Below are 15,900 nucleotides of genomic sequence, written 5' to 3'. Positions count from 1 at the left end.
CACGTGGAAGGGGTTTGACGGAGGCTATGGGCGGAAACGGTACGGACACATCCGTCACCTACACTGAGGATTGCCTAGAACAGCGGGGAGGACGCTTGAGGAGCACTCCCACATCCCCGGTCCTGGTCGGCCGAGACGCCGAGCTGGCCCAGGCGAGGGCAGCGGTCGCGGCGGCGCCGTCCATCGTCGTCATCGAGGGCGAGGCCGGCATCGGCAAGAGCCGCCTCCTCCAAGAGCTCGTCGCCTCCGAGGCCGGCGACGCGCTGTTCCTCCTCGGGCACTGCCAGCATCTCCTGGACCCCTTTCCGCTGGGGCCGGTGATCGACGCGCTGCGCCGCCATGCCGACAGGATCGAGACGGTCCGGCTGAGTCCGGTCGTCGGGTGCCTGGGCGCCCTGGTCCCGGAGATCGCCGATCGCCTTCCGGCTCCACCGGAGCCGCTGACCGATCAGCACGAGGCGAGGCACCGGATCTTCCGGGCGGTGACCGAGCTGCTCGGACACCTGGCCCCGGGCGTGCTCGTCCTCGAGGACCTGCACTGGGCCGATCGGGTCACCTTCGACTTCCTCGCGTACCTCGCCGCGCATCAGCCGCCGGACCTGTCGATCGTCGTCACCACCCGCCCGGAGGCGGGAGCCCTGCCCGTCGGTGAGGCCTTCGCCCGGGCGGTGGCGGGACCGGCGCGCACCGTGACCCTCCGCGAGCTGGGGCCGGCATCGGTCGGCGAGCTGGCGCGGTCGATCCTCGATGCGGACGTGCCCGACGAGACCGCCGCGGCGCTCTACGAGGTGACCGGTGGTGTCCCGTTCGTCGTGGAGGAGGTGCTCCGCACCATGCTCGAGCGGCAGCCCGCCGCTGAGATCCCGAGGCATCCCGACGCGATCGCAGCGCTGTCGGTCTCGACCGCTCTGCGCGATGTCGTACGTGAGCGCCTGGCCGCCCTCGACGCCCTGGCCGTCGAGGTGCTCGGTGCCGCCGCGGTCGCGGATCTGACGGTCGACGCCGCCCTGGTCGCCGAGGTCACCGGCTACAACATGCGCAAGGTCGCGCGAGCCCTCGACGCTGCGTACGCCATCGGTCTGCTCCACGACCACGAGGGACGGAGCAGGTTCCGCCACGTACTCGCTCAGCAGGTGATCTACGACGAGGTGCCGTCGCCGACACGTCGCTGGCTGCACCTGCGGATCGCCCAGGTCCTGGAGGAGTCCGACGGTGCGTCCCGGTCGGCGAGGATCGCTCACCACTACCAGCGGGCCGGTCGCCCGGCCGAGTTCGTACGTCATGCCGAGGCCGCCGCCGACGAGGCGATCGGGCGGGGCAACGATGCCGTCGCCGCAGACCTTCTCCGTCAGGCGACGGCAGACATGGCGAGCCTGGCGCCCGACGCCCGGGTACGCCTGGCGACGAAGCTCGGCCGAGCCGCGGTCGACGGCCTCGCCCACGCGGAGGCGATGCCGATCCTGGCCAGGCTGCTCGACGAGGGTGACCTTCCGGCGCTCGCCCGAGGCGAGCTCGGGCTGGCGTTGGGCAGGCTCCAGCGGCAGCAGGGACACGCGCGCGACGGCTTCCGCACGATCGAGCGTGCGGTCCCCGACCTCGACGGACGCCCCGATCTCCAGGCGCGAGCCCTCGCCGTCCTCGCGGTGCCCGAGACCGTGGTCGACGTCTCGATCGCCACCCACCTCGAGCGCTGCGAGCAGGCCGAGGCTGCGGCCGAGCGGGCGGGAGTGGACGACGTCAGCCTGTCGGTTCGGATCACCCGCGGTTCGCTGCTCCTGGAGCAGGGACGACCGGAGGCCTGGGACCTGATCGACGCCGTACGCCGCGACGGCGTGCTGCTCGCCCACCCACGTGAACACGCACGCGCCGCGGTGAACTGGGCGCAAGGGGCTCTTCACGGTGGTCACCTGCGACGCGCCGACGAGCTCCTCGCCGAGGGCCGCGCCGTCGCGGAGTCGGCCGGGTTCGAGCGGGTCGCGGAGGTCTATGTCCTCGTCGGCGCGATGGCCGACTACGAGAACGGTCGCTGGGACGGTCTGGCCGAACGCGTGCGAGATCTCGCCGTGCCGGGACTCGGCTTCGGAGCGGCCTCGCTGGACGCGCGCCTGCTTCACGGACTCGTGCTGACCGCGACCGCGACCGGGACCGAAGCGCGCGAGCAGCTGGCCGGCGTGATCGCCGACTGCGAGCGGGTCGGTTCGGTATGGCCACTCATTCCCGCCCAGGCTGCGTTGTCCCGGCTCCTGCTCTCCACCGGCGACGCCCACGGCAGCCTTGCCCAGGCGCGGGCCGCGGTCGACCAGGCCGGTCGTAAGGGCCTCTACGTCTGGGCGGCCGCCCCGATGCTCTGCCTCGTCGACGCGGCCGTCGCGATGGGAACGGTGGCCGAGGTCCGTGCAGAGGTGGCTGACCTGGCCGGCCATCTCGGTGACGTCGACGCGCCGGCCGCGCTCACGGCGGTGCGGATCTGCGAGGCGATCGTCGCTCAGGCCGACGGGGACGCGGCGGCCGTCGAACGGCTGCTGGCCTCCGCGCGCCACGCGGCGGCGGCCGCGGGACTCGTCTACGTCGCGGCTCAGGTCGAGGAGCGGCTCGGCGACTGGCGGTGTGCGCACGGGGCAGGCTCCGGCCCGGCACTCCTCGAGGGTGCGCTGCGCACCTACGGCGGACTGGACGCCCGGCGTGACATCGCCCGGGTCACCCAGCTCATGCGTCGCCACGGGGTGGCCGTTCCCTACCCCTGGCGAGGCGGTCGCCGAGCGCTCGGCACGGATCTCTCCGACCGGGAGCGGGAGATCGCGCTGCTCGCCGCCGAGGGGCGGACGAACCGTGAGATCGCCGCCGAGCTGTTCCTCTCGCCCCGCACCGTCGAGACGCACATGTCGCACGCGCTGCGCAAGCTCGGGCTCCGCTCGCGCGAAGAGCTACGGCGAGACAGCAGCGTGCTCAGCCAGGACGGCGAAGTGGCCGGCCCGTGAGTCGGATCGCGAGCGCGACCATGGTCTGTGGGAGCCCGGCGTAGCCTGGGAGCATGAGCGCGGACGACGACCTGTACGCCGAGATCCCATCCCTCGATGAGCGGTCACGGCGGGCGCTGACGGTCGCCGAGAAGTGGATCGGGGAGGGCATCGCGGGTGTCGCGATCGGTGCCGCCGAGGATGGGGGACCGGCGGTGGTGGTCTACGCCCTCGACCCGGCCTCGGCCGCGGTGCGGTCCTTGCCGCAGGAGTGCGAGGGCCTGCCGGTGCGCGTGGAGACCGGAGACGCCTTCAGATCCGAGGGCTGACGGCATCTCCCGGCCTTCAGCCGATCACGGCCAGACACGCACCTGAAGGGCGAGCTGGACCAGCGCGATCGGGTTGAGGATCGTCGCCACGCTCGATCCCGCGAAGAGCAGCCCGACCGGGTTGTTCTGCAGGTCGAGCACCATCGAGCCGGAGTCGCCGCCGGCTGACATGTTGGTCGTGATGATCTGGTTGCAGAACTTCGCGACGTTCCCGCCGCCGTAGTTGACGTTCACCGTCGCCGCGATGGCGGTGACCCGGCCGGTGGTGAAGTTCGTGGTGCGGCCGGTCTTCTTGAGGAGCATCCCGACGGTTGCCGCCTTGGCGGCGGTGGCCGGGTAGCCGTTCCAGTAGACGTCGCGGTCGATCACGTGGAACGGAACCTCGGCGACCGCGGCGTCCACGGAGTTGCAGGTGCCGTCGAACCTGATCGGCACGAACCGGGCCAGTCGGCCGATCACGTCCGCCGGTGCCGTTCCACCGTCGAACGGGCCGGGCTGCAGGATCGGGTCGCCGATGCTGGCGTTGTTGGAGTTGGCGAGCACGTGGTTGTTGCTCAGGATGTAGTAGCGCGGCGGGATCCCCGGGACGGGACTCAGGTCGTACGCTCCCGCGCCGATCGTCCCTGCGGTGATCTTGAAGTGCCCGACGCTGAAACCCGGTCGAGCCGGACGGATCCGGGTCGCCAGGGTCTGGGCGTCGACCTCCTGGGTCTCCATGAGCTGCTGCTGGCTGCCGCCGGCGAACAGGTGCCCGACCTCGAGGACGTCGGTCGGCTTGCCGTCGACGGTCTTCGGGATGGTGTTCGCGCGGCTGACCAGCTCGGTCGGCATCTTCTGGCTGACCAGCACCATCACGCTCGGCGTCTCGGTCTGCTCGCCGCCCTTGATCTTGAGACCGACCCCGACGCCGACCACGTTCTCCCTGCCGAGCAGGCCCTCCTCGGCCGATGCCTTCGACTCGGCCACGGCCGTGAGCTCCTCGGGCACCGCCTCTGACTGTGCCATGAACAGATCTTCGTTGTTCATGTTCATTCCCCCTGTGGGCTCCGGGTTCCGGACCTTCCAGAACGACAACCGAAGCCTCACTATCGAGGAGCGGTGGCGGCAGGCTCTGATACGCGGGGCGGTATTCAGTGTGCAGTCGCGACGCAGAACTCGTTGCCCTCGACGTCGCGCAGGACCGTCCACTGGATTCCGAACTCGTCGTGCTCGTCGAGGACCGTGGCGCCGAGGTCGACCAGGCGAGCGACTTCCGCCGGGCGGTCCTGTGCGACGAGGTCGGGGTGTGCGCGGTTCTTCGCCCGGCGCGGCTCGGGGACACGCGCGAACAGCCACGCCGCTGCGCCGGGCGTGGGCTCCTTCAGACCGATGGAGCTGAACTCGTCGCTGCTGCCCTCGTCGAGCTTCCGGTCCAGCGCGGCGGCCCAGAACGTGGCGGTACGCAGCGCGTCGGAGCAGTCGAAGCTGATCGCGGCAAGGGTCAGGGTCATGGAGTGTCCTTTCGAGGGGTGAGCGGCCAAGCGATGTCGGTCTGGTAAGCCGACGGAGGTACGCCGTCGGAGACGTTGACGACGTACGCCTCCCGGAGCGGCTGCCCGGTCGGGGTCCCGTGGTGGGCGACCCAGGCGCCGAGGAGCCCGTAGGTGTCGGGAAGGGTCTCGTGGTCCCCGGAGTGGGTGACGACCGCGGCGGTGACCGGGGGCAGGTGCAGCAGGGTCGTGCCCGCGGGGGCGACGTCCGCGTCCACCGGGAAGTACGCCGTGACCTCCTGCTCGGCATCGTCGAGGAACTCCGCGTCGTACAAGGCCGACGACGGGCCGGTGATCTCGACACCCGCGTCCCGGCAAGCCTGCTCCAGGCGCTCGTACGCCGCCACCAGGAAGTCGTCGTACGCGCCGTCTCTGACGATGCCGGTCACCGCGACCGCGCGCATCGCCGGGAGCTCGGCGAGACGCGGCGGGGTCCAGGACTCCGGCGGCGCCGCGTGCAGGTCGTGGACGATCTGCTCGACCCGTCGCGCGCGCTCACGCATCTGCTCGGCATGGCGGGCGAGGGTCGCCGCGGTGACCTCCGGGTCACGCGCCGCCAGGATCGTGGCGACGTCAGCAAGCGGAACCTCCAGCTCGCGGAGCCGACGGATCACGGCCGCATCCGCGAGCTGCCCGGAGGCGTACCGACGGAAGCCGGTCTCCGGGTCCACCGCGGCCGGCGTGAGCAGGCCTTGGGCGTGATAGGCGCGCAGCGTCTTGACGGACAGGCTGGCGGCGCGCGAGAACGTCCCGATGGACAGCAGCGGCTCGCTCATGTCGCCATCCTCAGGTCTCCCCCTGGGGGAGAGGCAAGCAGGGCGTCGCGAGGCGTGGGCACGAGATGATCTTGGCAGCAGCAGGTCGCGGCCGGGCGGTGTCGCGCTGCCGGTTCGTGCTCGGACTTCCTGGTCAGACCTGGGGCAGCCGGTTCAGGAGCGCCCCTAGTGGTGGCCATCGGTCTCGGCCGCGGCGCGTCGCGGCATAGCCGCGCAGCCGGACCGTGGGGTCGGTCAACGGCCGAACGGTGACGCCACGACGGGAGGTGCGCCCTCGCGGCAACAACGCGAGCCCGTGACCTGCGAGGATGAGGTCGTCGACGAGTTCCAGAGCGTCGACGCGGTGGACGACTCGCGGCGTGAATCCCGCCATCGAGGCCAGGGTACGCAGCACCTCCTCGTCGGCGGTGTGACGCGAGTTCACGATCCAGTCTCGGTCGGCGAAGGCGGCGAGTGGGGCGCGCGGCTCGTGCGTCGGCATTCCGAGGCCCCATTCGACTTCCCACAGCGCGATGGTGTCGTGGTCGCTGCGCCACGACGCCGGGGCGAGGTTGTAGTCGTAGACGAGAGCGAGGTCGACGTCGTCGCGTGCTAGCAGAGCCAGTGCCTCCGGCGGCTCGTGCTCACGCACCCGGACCTCGATGCCGGGATGAGTGTTCCGGAGGCCGTCGATCACCGGCATGAGGGAGCGTCGGATCGCGGTGGCGAACCCGGCCACCCGGACCACGCCGATCGGCTCCGCGTCAGGATCCAGGTCCAGACGCGCCGCATCGACCGCCGCCAGGATGGTGACGGCATGTTCGGCCAGGCGATGCCCTGCGGGGGTGAGGCGTACACGTCGGCCATCAGGCTCGATGAGCGCGGTGCCGACGTCGCGGGCGAGGGCTGCGATGGCTTGGGACACCGTTGAGGTGGTGGTGCCGATCTCGGCGGCGACCTCATGCATCGAGCCGAGGCGAGAGAGCTCGAGCAACATCCGGAGCCTGCGTACGTCCACCTGTCTATTGTTTCGGATCGTCGAACATAATGTCCAGCAATGTCACGTGGACGCGAACGGATGGGATGAGGTCAACTGGGCCTCATGTTCAGACCGGCTCTCCGTCCCGCCTCCTCCGCCCGCACCGGTGCCTCGATGGCGATGGCGGCCATGCTCTGCGTTCAGCTCGGGCTCGCCGCCTCGGTGGGACTGATCGATCAGCTCGGTCCGGCGGGTGTCGCCTGGCTGCGCCTGTTCTGGGCAGGTCTGTTGCTTCTCGTCCTCGTCCGGCCGCGGCTCTCGTCGTTCAGGCGCGAGACGCTGCTGGCCGGTGTCGCTCTCGGCGTGGTCACCTCCGGCTTGACCCTGTTGTTCATGGCGGCGTTGACCCGGCTCCCGCTCGGCACGGCCGCCGCGCTGGAGTTTCTGGGGCCGCTCGGGGTGGCTGTCCTCCGCAGCCGCGGCATCGCGCGGGCGTGGGCGCTCGTGGCCGCCGGCGGTGTGGTGTGCCTGACCCAACCCTGGGACGGCGCCGTCGATGCGGTCGGTGTGGCGTTCGCCCTGAGTGCGGCCGTGTGCTGGGCGTGCTACATCCTGCTCACCCAGCGAGTCGGCGACGCGGTCAGCGGCATCGGTGGACTCGCGATCTCCATGCCGGTCGCGGCCCTGGTCGCCACCTTCGTGGTCGGACCGGGCATCGTCGGAAAGCTCACGCCCGAGCTCCTGCTGGCCGGCCTCGGTCTGGCGCTACTGGTACCGGTGGTGCCCTTCGCCCTGGAGATGCTGGCGCTGCGACGTCTCACCGCTGGTGCCTTCGGGACCCTCATGGCGCTCGAGCCGGCGATGGCGCTCGTGATCGGGTTCTTCGCCCTCGACCAGGCGCCCAACCTCATCGCCGTCCTCGGGATCGGGCTCGTGGTCGCCGCCGGGGTGGGAGCAGAACGGGCCGGAGGCCGCAACCCGTCCGGACCGGTCGACGAGACCGACAGCACGCCACCGGCACCGACGAGGGGTGTCCCGGCACTGCCTCCAGGCTGAGGGCGGCTGCGCGTCGCTCCGCACCGGGTCGGCGTGTCAGGCCTGGCTTTGCCCCGCTACCTCACGCCGCCACACCGCGACCGCGACGGCACCGAGCAGCACCGGCAGCCCCACGGTGAACACCCGCCACACGATCAAGCCGGCGACGGCCGCCGCCTCGACCTCGAGGCCACCGGCTTCGACCAGGGCGGCGAGGATGAGGGCGTCGACGATGCCGATCCCCCAGAGGGGGAACACGGTGAACGGGAAGGCGAACAGGTAGGCGATCGCGATCCACACGAGGCTGACCTCGTCCGCCGTGACGCCGACGAAGCGCAGGCACAGGGTGAGCGCGGCGAGGTCGACGACCATCATGCCGACCTGAGAGAGCACCGCGAGGGGGAACCCGCTGTGGAACCGCTCGGCGATGTCGGCACGGAAGCTCTGACACGCGTCGGCCCAGCGATCGGGGTCGACCGACTTCCGGAACCGGCGGACGATCCGTCCGGAGCGGGTTCCGACGGTGCGTGCGAGCCGGTCGCTGCGTACGACCATGAGAACGGTCACGAGGATGACGGCCGCGACCGCGATGCTGAGCAGCTCGAGCCATCGGAACGAGGGGGCCTCACCGACGGCCAGCAGCAGGATGAATCCCAGGAGCGGGCCCGAGAACCTCGCGATGTAGAACGTCAGCGAGTTCATCACCGTGCCGGCGAGGCCTTTGGCGGGGCTGACCCCCCACGACTTGAACATCGCGACCCGTAGCGCGATGTCGCTGGGCGGCGGAGCGATGAGCGACATCAGCGTCGCGCCGAGGTCGTTGATGGTGGCCCGGTAGAACGTCACCCCGCGGATGAAGAACCTCAGTGGCATCGCTAGCAGGATCTGACGAGCCAGGACGACGACGAGCAGCACGATGGCATGCCACCAGCTGAGGTGCGTCAGCGCGTCCCGGGCCGCCTCCCAGTCGACCCGCCCGACCAGGCGTACGACGGTGACGGTGCTGAGCGCCGCCACCACCAGCAGGACGATGCGGGTGATCCAGGCGCGACGTCCGGGGCGGGCGTCGCTGACGTCGGGGCCCTCCGGTGTGCTCACTTCACGGCCGCGTAGGTCTCAGAACTCCACGGGATCACGGCTGATCGGGCAAGTCATGCAGTGCCCGCCACCCCGGCCGCGGCCGAGCTCGGCGCCCACGATGGTGATGACCTCGACCCCCGCCTTGCGCAGCAGCGTGTTGGTGAGGGTGTTGCGGTCGTAGGTGAACACCACGCCGGGCTCGAGCGCGACCGCGTTGTTGCCGCTGTCCCACTGCTGTCGCTCGGACTGGTAGACGTCCCCGCCGGTGTCGATCACCCGGATCTCGGGCAGCCCGAGCGCCTGTGCCACGACGTCGACGAAGGCCGCGTCGCCGTGGTCGATCACCTCGACCCCGGGTGCCTTGTCGGAGGGCACCAGGGTGAAGGTGTGCACGGCGTCCATGATCGTCGGATACAGCGTGACGATGTCGCGATCGACGAACGTGAAGACCGTGTCCAGGTGCATGGCCGCCCGCAGCTTCGGCATCCCGGCGATGATCACCTTCTCCGCAGCACCCTGCTCGAAGAGGGCCTTGGCGACCTGGGTGATCGCCTGGCGGGAGGTGCGCTCGCTCATGCCGACGAGCACGACCCCGTTGCCGACCGGCATCACGTCGCCGCCCTCGAAGCTGGCCTGCTGCCACTCCAGCTCGGGGTCGCCCCACCACACGGTCGAGCCGACGTAGTCGGGATGGTGCTGGTAGATCGCCTTGTAGAGGAGCGTCTCGTCCTTGCGCGCCGGCCAGTAGAGCGGGTTCATGGTCAGACCGCCGTACAGCCAGCAGGTCGTGTCCCGGGTGTAGAGCGTGTTCGGCAGCGGTGGCATCAGATACTCGCGGGCCCCGGTCGACTCCCGCGCGAGGCCGAGGTAGGCGGAGCGGAAGTCGTCAGGCAGGTCGTTGGTCGCGAGGCCACCGATGAGGAACTCCGCCAGCTGTCGGTCCGAGACCGACTCGAGGTAGGTGCGGGTGTCGTCGACCAGCCCGAGGCCGACCTGGTTCGGCACGATCTTGCGATCGAGGATCCAGTCCTTGGCGCCGGCGACCGCGAGCGTCTGCGCAAGCAGGTCGTGCAGCTCGACGACCTCGACACCACGCTGGCTCAGCTTGTTCACGAAGTCGGCGTGGTCGCGCTGGGCGTTCTCGACCCACATCACGTCGTCGAAGAGCAACTCGTCGTTGTTGCTGGGGGTCAGCCGGCGGTGGGCCAGGCCGGGTGCGCAGACGAGCACCTTCCTGAGCCGGCCGACCTCGGAATGGACTCCGTACGCGGACTCCTGCTCGGACATGGGATGCCTTTCTGTTGAGGACGAGGTCAGAGGGAGATCCGGCCGGACCACAGGCCGATGACGGCGATCGCCGCTCCGATGAGGATCGCGCCGAACAGCGCGATCTCGGTGGGACTGAAGATCCGCCGGCCATGTTCGCTGCGGGCCTTGATGTACAGCAGCGACGCCGGCGCGAGGATCAGCGTCATCAGCAGCACGAACTTCAGCCCAGCAGCGTCGAAGAGGAAGAACGTGTACGCCGTCGCGATGCCGGCCACGATCGTCTCCTTGCGACGTACGCCGGCCGGCACCCCTTCGTACGCCTCGCCGGTCAGGCCGAGCTTGAGTGCGTACGCGGCGGCCAACAGGTAGGGCAGGATCGCCAGACTGGTGGCGAGATCGAGCATGAAGTTGAGCGCGTCGTTGACGAACAGGGTGAGGGCGAGGAGCGCCTGGACGCCCAGCGATGTCACCACGAGCGCGGTGATCGGGGTGCCGTTGCGGTTCTCCTGACCCAGGAAGGCGGGCATGTCGTCGGCTCGGGCCGGGACGTACATGACCTCCGCGGCCATCAGCGTCCAGGCGAGGTAGGCGCCCAGGACCGAGACGATCACCGCGATGCTGATGAACACCTCGCCCCAGTCGCCGACCACCGACTCGAAGACCCCGACCATCGACGGCTGCCGGGTGGCGGCCAGCTCCGGCTGCGGGACGACTGAGTAGCTGGAGAGGGTGACCAGCGCGAAGATCGACAGCACGCTGAGGAAGCCCAGCACGGTCGCCTTCCCGACGTCCTCGCGCTTCTTGGCGTACCGGGAGTAGACGCTGGCCCCTTCGATGCCGATGAAGACGAAGGTGGTGATCAGCATCGTGTTGCGGATCTGCTCGTCGAGGTTGCCGAGATCGCCGTAGCCGGTGGCGACCCAGTTGTCGGCGAAGACACCGGCGTCGAAGGAGATGAAGAGCACCACGATGAACACCAGGATCGGCAGGACCTTGAAGATCGTGACGATCCGGTTGATCACCGCGGCGTCCCGGACGCCGCGCGCGATCAGATAGTGGAAGAGCCACACGCCCACGGTCGAGATCGTGACCGCGAGCACGGTGTCGCCGTCACCGAAGCCGTCGTAGAACGCGCCGATGGTGGCGCCGATGAAGACCCAGTAGAAGGTGTTGCCGGCGATGGAACTCGCCCAGAAGCCGATGGCGGAGTTGAAGCCCGCGTAGTCACCGAAGCCGGCCTTGGCGTAGATGAAGACCCCGGAGTCGAGCTCGGGCTTGCGGATGGCGAGGCTCTGGAAGACGAACGCCAGCATGAGCATCCCGGCGCCCGCGATCGCCCAGGCGATCAGCGAGCCGAGGATGCCGGTGGCGACCCCGAACCGGGCCGGCAGCGAGAAGACGCCCGCGCCGACCATCCCACCCACGACCATCGCGGTCAGGGTGGGAAGACTCATCTTCGCTACAGCGGGTGCCTCGGTGGTGGCAGAGTCAGAACTCATGCCCCTGATCTGATGTCCGTTCCGGTCCGTCCACCTCACCCGGAACGTGTGATCCGCCCCGCTTCGCCCTGCGACGACGCTGGGATGGTCCTGTGAAGGGAGACAATGATGGGCTTTCGAGACCGACGCGACAAGCGCCAAGAGGAACGCGAGGCCTTCGGGCGTGGCGGGAGCGCCCACCGCTTCCAGATGCGCCAGAAGATGATCTCCATCGGCGACGACTACTGGATCGAGAACGAGGACGGCGACCGCGTCTTCCATGTCGACGGCAAGGCGTTGCGGCTGCGCGACACGTTCGATCTCGAGGATGCCCACGGCAACAAGATCTGCCGCATCCAGACCAGGGTCCTGCACATCCGGGACTCGATGGCGATCGAGGACGCCGACGGCGAGAAGCTCGCCCTCGTGCACAAGGCGCTCATCTCGCCCCTGCGTGATCGCTGGAAGGTCGATCGCGAGCAGGGTGAGGACTGGACGGTCCAGGGCAACATCGTCGACCACGAGTACGACATCGAAGCTGACGGACGCAAGATCGCCGAGGTGTCCAAGAAGTGGTTCCGTGTCCGGGACACCTACGGTGTCGAGGTCGCGCCCGGCGAGGATCCTGCGCTCATCCTGGCCGTGACCGTCGCGGTCGATGCGATGGTCCATCCCGAGAAGTGACGCGGTCGACGTGCTGCGAGAGCAGCTGCGAAAGCAGGTGCGAGCGCCGTTCGCGGCGACGGCAGGCATGGTGGTGCTTCTCTGGGCATCGCTGACCCCGTCACTGATGCCGAGGACAGCGCTCTTCCAGGCACTGCTCACCGCGCTGTGCATGTTGGCCGGCTACGGCGCGGGCGCGTTGGCCGGATGGCTGGTCCGCAGCTGCGGTGGCCGGTTGGCCGGCCGGGCACGGGTGATCGCATGGCGGGTTCTCGCCGGTGTCGCCGGCATCGGCACCCTGATCGTCCTGGGGCTGTCGTTGCGGTGGGAGAACGAGGTACGCGACCTGGTCGGGGTCGACCGGGTGGGCATCTGGCACCTGGTGCTCACCGTGCTGATCACCGCGGTCCTGCTCGCGCTGCTGCTCGGACTGTCGCGAGGGATCAGGGCGTTGGGGCGCTCGATCGGCCGGTTCGTCGGCCGCTTCCTTCCCGCTGCCGCATCGACCGTGATCGGCGGCCTGATCGCTGCGGTCCTGATCTACGAGCTGGCCATCGGGGTGGGTGGCAACCGCCTGCTGGGAGCACTCGACTCGAGCTTCGCCACGATCAACCAGGAGTTCCGCACCGAAATACCTGCGCCCACGACGCCCGAGCTCACGGCCAGCCCGGCCTCGTCCCAGGCATGGGAGGACCTGGGCCGCCAGGGCCGGGTCTTCATCGCGAGCGCACCGACCGCCGCCGACATCGGCGAGTTCACCCAGGAGCCTGCCCAGCAGCCGGTGCGCGCCTATGTCGGGGCCGGTCACGAAGGCGTCGACATCCGCGAGGAGGCGTCGGCCGCGGTGACCGAGCTCGACGCGCTCGGCGGCTTCGACCGCGCGGTGATCAACGTGGTGACCGGCACAGGCAGAGGTTGGGTCAACGAGAACCAGGCCCAGGCGCTGGAGTTCATGTGGGGCGGCGACACGGCGACGGTCAGCCTGCAGTACTCCTACCTCCCGAGCTGGATGTCCTTCGTCCTGGACCGCCAGCGTGCGCAGGATGCCGGTCTGGCGCTCTTCGACGCCGTCTACGGACGCTGGCTGGAGATCCCCGAGGCCGAACGTCCGCTGCTGGTGGTGAGCGGGGAGAGCCTGGGCAGCTTCGGCGGCGAGGCCGCCTTCAGCGGGGCCCAGGACCTGGCAACGCGCACCGACGGCGCCCTGTTCGTCGGCCCGACCGCCGACAACCGGCTCTGGAGCCGGTTCACCGAGGAACGCGAGCCGGGGACCCCGCAGGTGCTGCCGATCCTGGACGACGGCGAGATCGTACGCTTCGCCGACCAGCCCGAGCAGTGGGACCTGCCTGGGGCTTGGGAAGGCACCCGGATCGGGTACCTCCAGCACGCGAACGACCCGATCACCTGGTGGTCGCCGTCGCTGGCGCTGGAGTGCCCGGACTGGCTGGAGGAGGAGCGCGGCCGCGACGTCTCCCCGAACGTACGCTGGATCCCGGGGGTGACGATGCTGCAGCTGGGTGTCGACCAGTTCTCCGCCAACTCGGTGCCGCAGGGGCAGGGCCACCAGTTCGGCACCGCGCCGGTGTATGCCTGGGCAGAGATCCTGCCGCCCCCGGGTTGGTCCGATGAGCGCACCGACGAGCTGGCCGTGGTGATCGGCGACCGGGCGTGGTTGAGATGACCGACGGCCCGGTCGGGGTGAGCGGTACCGCCGTCGCGCTCAGCCCTGGCTGATCAGGGCCTGGGCGACGGTGCGTACGCGGTCGACGGGGACGGCGAAGCCGATGCCGATGTTGCCGCTGGGGCCGCCGAGGGTGGCGATGGAGGTGTTGATCCCGACGACGCGGCCCTGAAGGTCGACCAGGGGCCCGCCGGAGTTGCCGGGGTTGATGGCGGCGTCGGTCTGGATCATCTCGGGCCTCGATCCGGAGGAGCGGTTCGGTGAGCTGACGATGCCGGAGGTGACGGTGCCGTTGAGACCGAGCGGTGAGCCGACGGCGATCACAGGCTGTCCGATCCGGAGGTTGCCGCTCTGACCGATGGTGGCGGCGCGTACGGCATTGGGGTTGGTGGCGATCACCGCGATGTCGTTGCGCTCGTCGCTGCCGATGACACGGCCCGAGGTGGTGCTGCCGTCGGCCAGCACCAGGCTGACCGAGTCGGAGCCCTGGACGACGTGGGCGTTGGTGACCACGTGCCCGACGCCGTCGATGGCGACCCCGGAGCCGGTGCCGCGGCCGGCGCGGACCTGCACCACGCTGGGCAGGATGCGCTGGGCGGCCGCCTCGGTGGCGTTGGTCGGTGCCCCTCCCTGAGGTGCGGGGGCCGGCGCGGCGATGGTGCCTGCGGTGGGCTCGCGGTCGGGCGTGATGAGGGTGATCGCGCCGCTGGTCGCCGCGCCCGCGACGACGGCCGCCGCGAGTGTGAGGGTCACGGTTCGCGTACGTCGTGGGCGCTTGGCCAGGGCGGCGGGCGGCTCCGGGTGCGCACCGGTCGGCCGGCCCTGCGGCGGGGCCGCATCCGGGGACTGTGGACGGGCGACCAGCCGCACCCTGCCGTAGCGGTCACGCACCACACGTCGCGCCGGAGGGGGTGCCGACAGGGGGGTCGGGCTCGGCGCGGACGGTGGTGTCGGCGGGGGTGCGACTGGTCGGATCGGGGGTGGGGGTGCGGGCTGGAGCGGGCGGGCGGCACGGGCGGGTGGGGCCGCGATGGTCCACTGCTGGGGTCCGGCGGGCCGGCCGAGGTCGGGCCCGGGCGATGCGGTGTCGTTCACGAGAGTGCCTTCCTGTCCTGGATTTCGGGGTGGCTAGATGAGCCGGGCGAACCAGCGCAGGGAGAGCGCGGCGGCGACGAAGGCGAGGATCATGGCGCCGATGACGACCCAGACGGTGATCTCGCGGTACTCGAGGTGATAACCGACGAGGGTGCCGATGTCTTCGTAGACCTCGCGCAGCTCGTCGGCGCTGGAGGCGCTGTAGAACTGGCCGCCGGTGGCGTCGGCGAGCTTGCGCAGCGTGTCTTCGCGGACCTCGACCGACTGCCCTCCGGGCAGGGCGGCGCTGGCTCCTTCGGTGCCGTAGGCGATCGTCGAGACCGGCAGCCCGGCCTCACGGGCGGCCTCGGCCGCGGCTACCGGGTTGCGACCGGCGGAGTTGCCGCCGTCGGAGAGGAGTACGAGGTGGGCCGGCGACCCCTCCTCGTCGGTGTCGTCCTCGGAGCCCCCGGGCGAGGGCGAGGCGGACGGACCGGCCGCCTCGGCTTCGTCCAGCACCTGCCGCAGGTCGTTGATCGAGGAGAAGACGGTCTCGCCGATGGCGGTGCCGCCGTCGGGCGGGCCGAGACCCTCGATGCTGCGGGCGACCAGGGCGTGATCGGTGGTCGGGCTGGAGACGACGCGGGCGTTGCTCGAGAAGCTGACGAGCCCGACGTTGTAGCGCGGTGGCAGTTGCTCGATGAAGTCGACGGCGGCGGCCTTGGCGGCCTCGAGACGGTTGGGTGGCATGTCCTCGGCCGACATCGAGGCGGAGGTGTCGATGGCGACCAGGATCGTGGCGCGTTCGTACGGCACCTGCGCCCGGACCTGGGGCTGGGTGGTGGCGACCGCGAGCAGTGCCAAGGCACCGACGACCAGCCCGGCGGCCAGGTGGCGGCGCCAGCGTGGACGGTGGGGGACGAGGCGCTCGAGCATGGGCGCGGTCGCGAACCGGAGGGCGTACTTGATCCGGCGGCGCTGCATCACCAGGTAGCCGATGGCGAGCAGGGCGACCGGGACCAGTGCGAGCAGGAACATGGGCTGGCTGAGTCTCATCGAGGGCTCCTTCCG

14 protein-coding genes are annotated in these 15,900 nt (G+C 70.2%); 5 read left to right on the top strand and 9 right to left on the bottom strand.

All coding sequences use genetic code 11. The features are described 5' to 3' along the window. Positions 1-95 precede the first annotated feature (95 nt). Complete coding sequence (locus OG801_RS04580) at positions 96-2,978, top strand: ATP-binding protein (protein ID WP_406033991.1); 2,883 nt, start codon at positions 96-98, stop codon at positions 2,976-2,978. A 53-nt stretch (positions 2,979-3,031) separates the two neighbouring features. Next, complete coding sequence (locus tag OG801_RS04575) at positions 3,032-3,286, top strand: hypothetical protein (RefSeq protein ID WP_355021614.1); 255 nt, start codon at positions 3,032-3,034, stop codon at positions 3,284-3,286. A 24-nt stretch (positions 3,287-3,310) separates the two neighbouring features. On the opposite strand, the gene OG801_RS04570 is transcribed toward OG801_RS04575, so the two are convergent. The 4 genes from OG801_RS04570 to OG801_RS04555 all read right to left on the bottom strand — a co-directional run bounded on the left by OG801_RS04570 (position 3,311) and on the right by OG801_RS04555 (position 6,588). Further along, entirely contained in the window at positions 3,311-4,291 is a 981-nt protein-coding gene (locus tag OG801_RS04570) for a serine protease (RefSeq protein ID WP_355021615.1), read from the bottom strand. A gap of 125 nt (positions 4,292-4,416) precedes the next feature. Continuing rightward, the gene (locus tag OG801_RS04565) at positions 4,417-4,776 is read right to left on the bottom strand and encodes a VOC family protein (RefSeq protein ID WP_406033988.1); all 360 of its coding nucleotides are present in this window, start codon (positions 4,774-4,776) and stop codon (positions 4,417-4,419) included. Further along, positions 4,773-5,591 (bottom strand): MerR family transcriptional regulator, encoded by an 819-nt coding sequence (locus tag OG801_RS04560; protein WP_406033986.1) that lies wholly within the window; start codon positions 5,589-5,591, stop codon positions 4,773-4,775. The genes OG801_RS04565 and OG801_RS04560 overlap by 4 nt, the downstream gene beginning before the upstream one ends. Before the next feature lie 133 nt (positions 5,592-5,724). Then, positions 5,725-6,588, bottom strand: a complete 864-nt coding sequence (locus tag OG801_RS04555; protein ID WP_406033984.1) for a LysR family transcriptional regulator — start codon at positions 6,586-6,588, stop codon at positions 5,725-5,727. Positions 6,589-6,672: 84 nt separating this feature from the next. Here OG801_RS04555 and OG801_RS04550 point away from each other — a divergent pair, with 84 nt between their 5' ends. Continuing rightward, complete coding sequence (locus tag OG801_RS04550; RefSeq protein ID WP_406033982.1) at positions 6,673-7,605, top strand: EamA family transporter; 933 nt, start codon at positions 6,673-6,675, stop codon at positions 7,603-7,605. 36 nt (positions 7,606-7,641) lie between these two features. On the opposite strand, the gene OG801_RS04545 is transcribed toward OG801_RS04550, so the two are convergent. The 3 genes from OG801_RS04545 to OG801_RS04535 are packed head-to-tail and all read right to left on the bottom strand — an operon-like array spanning position 7,642 to position 11,432. After that, entirely contained in the window at positions 7,642-8,682 is a 1,041-nt protein-coding gene (locus OG801_RS04545; protein ID WP_406033980.1) for a lysylphosphatidylglycerol synthase domain-containing protein, read from the bottom strand. A gap of 18 nt (positions 8,683-8,700) precedes the next feature. Next, positions 8,701-9,951 (bottom strand): arginine deiminase, encoded by a 1,251-nt coding sequence (locus tag OG801_RS04540; protein ID WP_355021621.1) that lies wholly within the window; start codon positions 9,949-9,951, stop codon positions 8,701-8,703. Between the two features lie 26 nt (positions 9,952-9,977). Continuing rightward, on the bottom strand, positions 9,978-11,432 hold the full coding sequence (locus OG801_RS04535; protein WP_406033978.1) for a basic amino acid/polyamine antiporter: 1,455 nt from the start codon (positions 11,430-11,432) through the stop codon (positions 9,978-9,980). Positions 11,433-11,540: 108 nt separating this feature from the next. Between OG801_RS04535 and OG801_RS04530 the strand changes: the two genes are divergently transcribed. Then, positions 11,541-12,095, top strand: a complete 555-nt coding sequence (locus tag OG801_RS04530) for an LURP-one-related family protein (RefSeq protein ID WP_355021623.1) — start codon at positions 11,541-11,543, stop codon at positions 12,093-12,095. After that, positions 12,070-13,755 carry an alpha/beta hydrolase gene (locus tag OG801_RS04525; protein WP_406033975.1) on the top strand — a complete coding sequence of 562 codons (1,686 nt, stop codon included), beginning with the start codon at positions 12,070-12,072 and terminating at the stop codon, positions 13,753-13,755. Before OG801_RS04530 ends, OG801_RS04525 begins: the two co-directional genes overlap by 26 nt. A gap of 39 nt (positions 13,756-13,794) precedes the next feature. On the opposite strand, the gene OG801_RS04520 is transcribed toward OG801_RS04525, so the two are convergent. Beyond that, positions 13,795-14,646, bottom strand: coding sequence for a S1C family serine protease (locus tag OG801_RS04520; RefSeq protein ID WP_406033973.1), 852 nt, complete (start codon positions 14,644-14,646; stop codon positions 13,795-13,797). Positions 14,647-14,883: 237 nt separating this feature from the next. Then, complete coding sequence (locus OG801_RS04515; protein ID WP_406033971.1) at positions 14,884-15,885, bottom strand: VWA domain-containing protein; 1,002 nt, start codon at positions 15,883-15,885, stop codon at positions 14,884-14,886. Between the last annotated feature and the right edge of the window lie 15 nt (positions 15,886-15,900).

Origin of the sequence: Nocardioides sp. NBC_00163, assembly GCF_045206295.1 — a bacterium.
GTDB lineage: Bacteria > Actinomycetota > Actinomycetes > Propionibacteriales > Nocardioidaceae > Nocardioides.
This window is presented reverse-complemented; position numbering and strand designations above follow the sequence as displayed.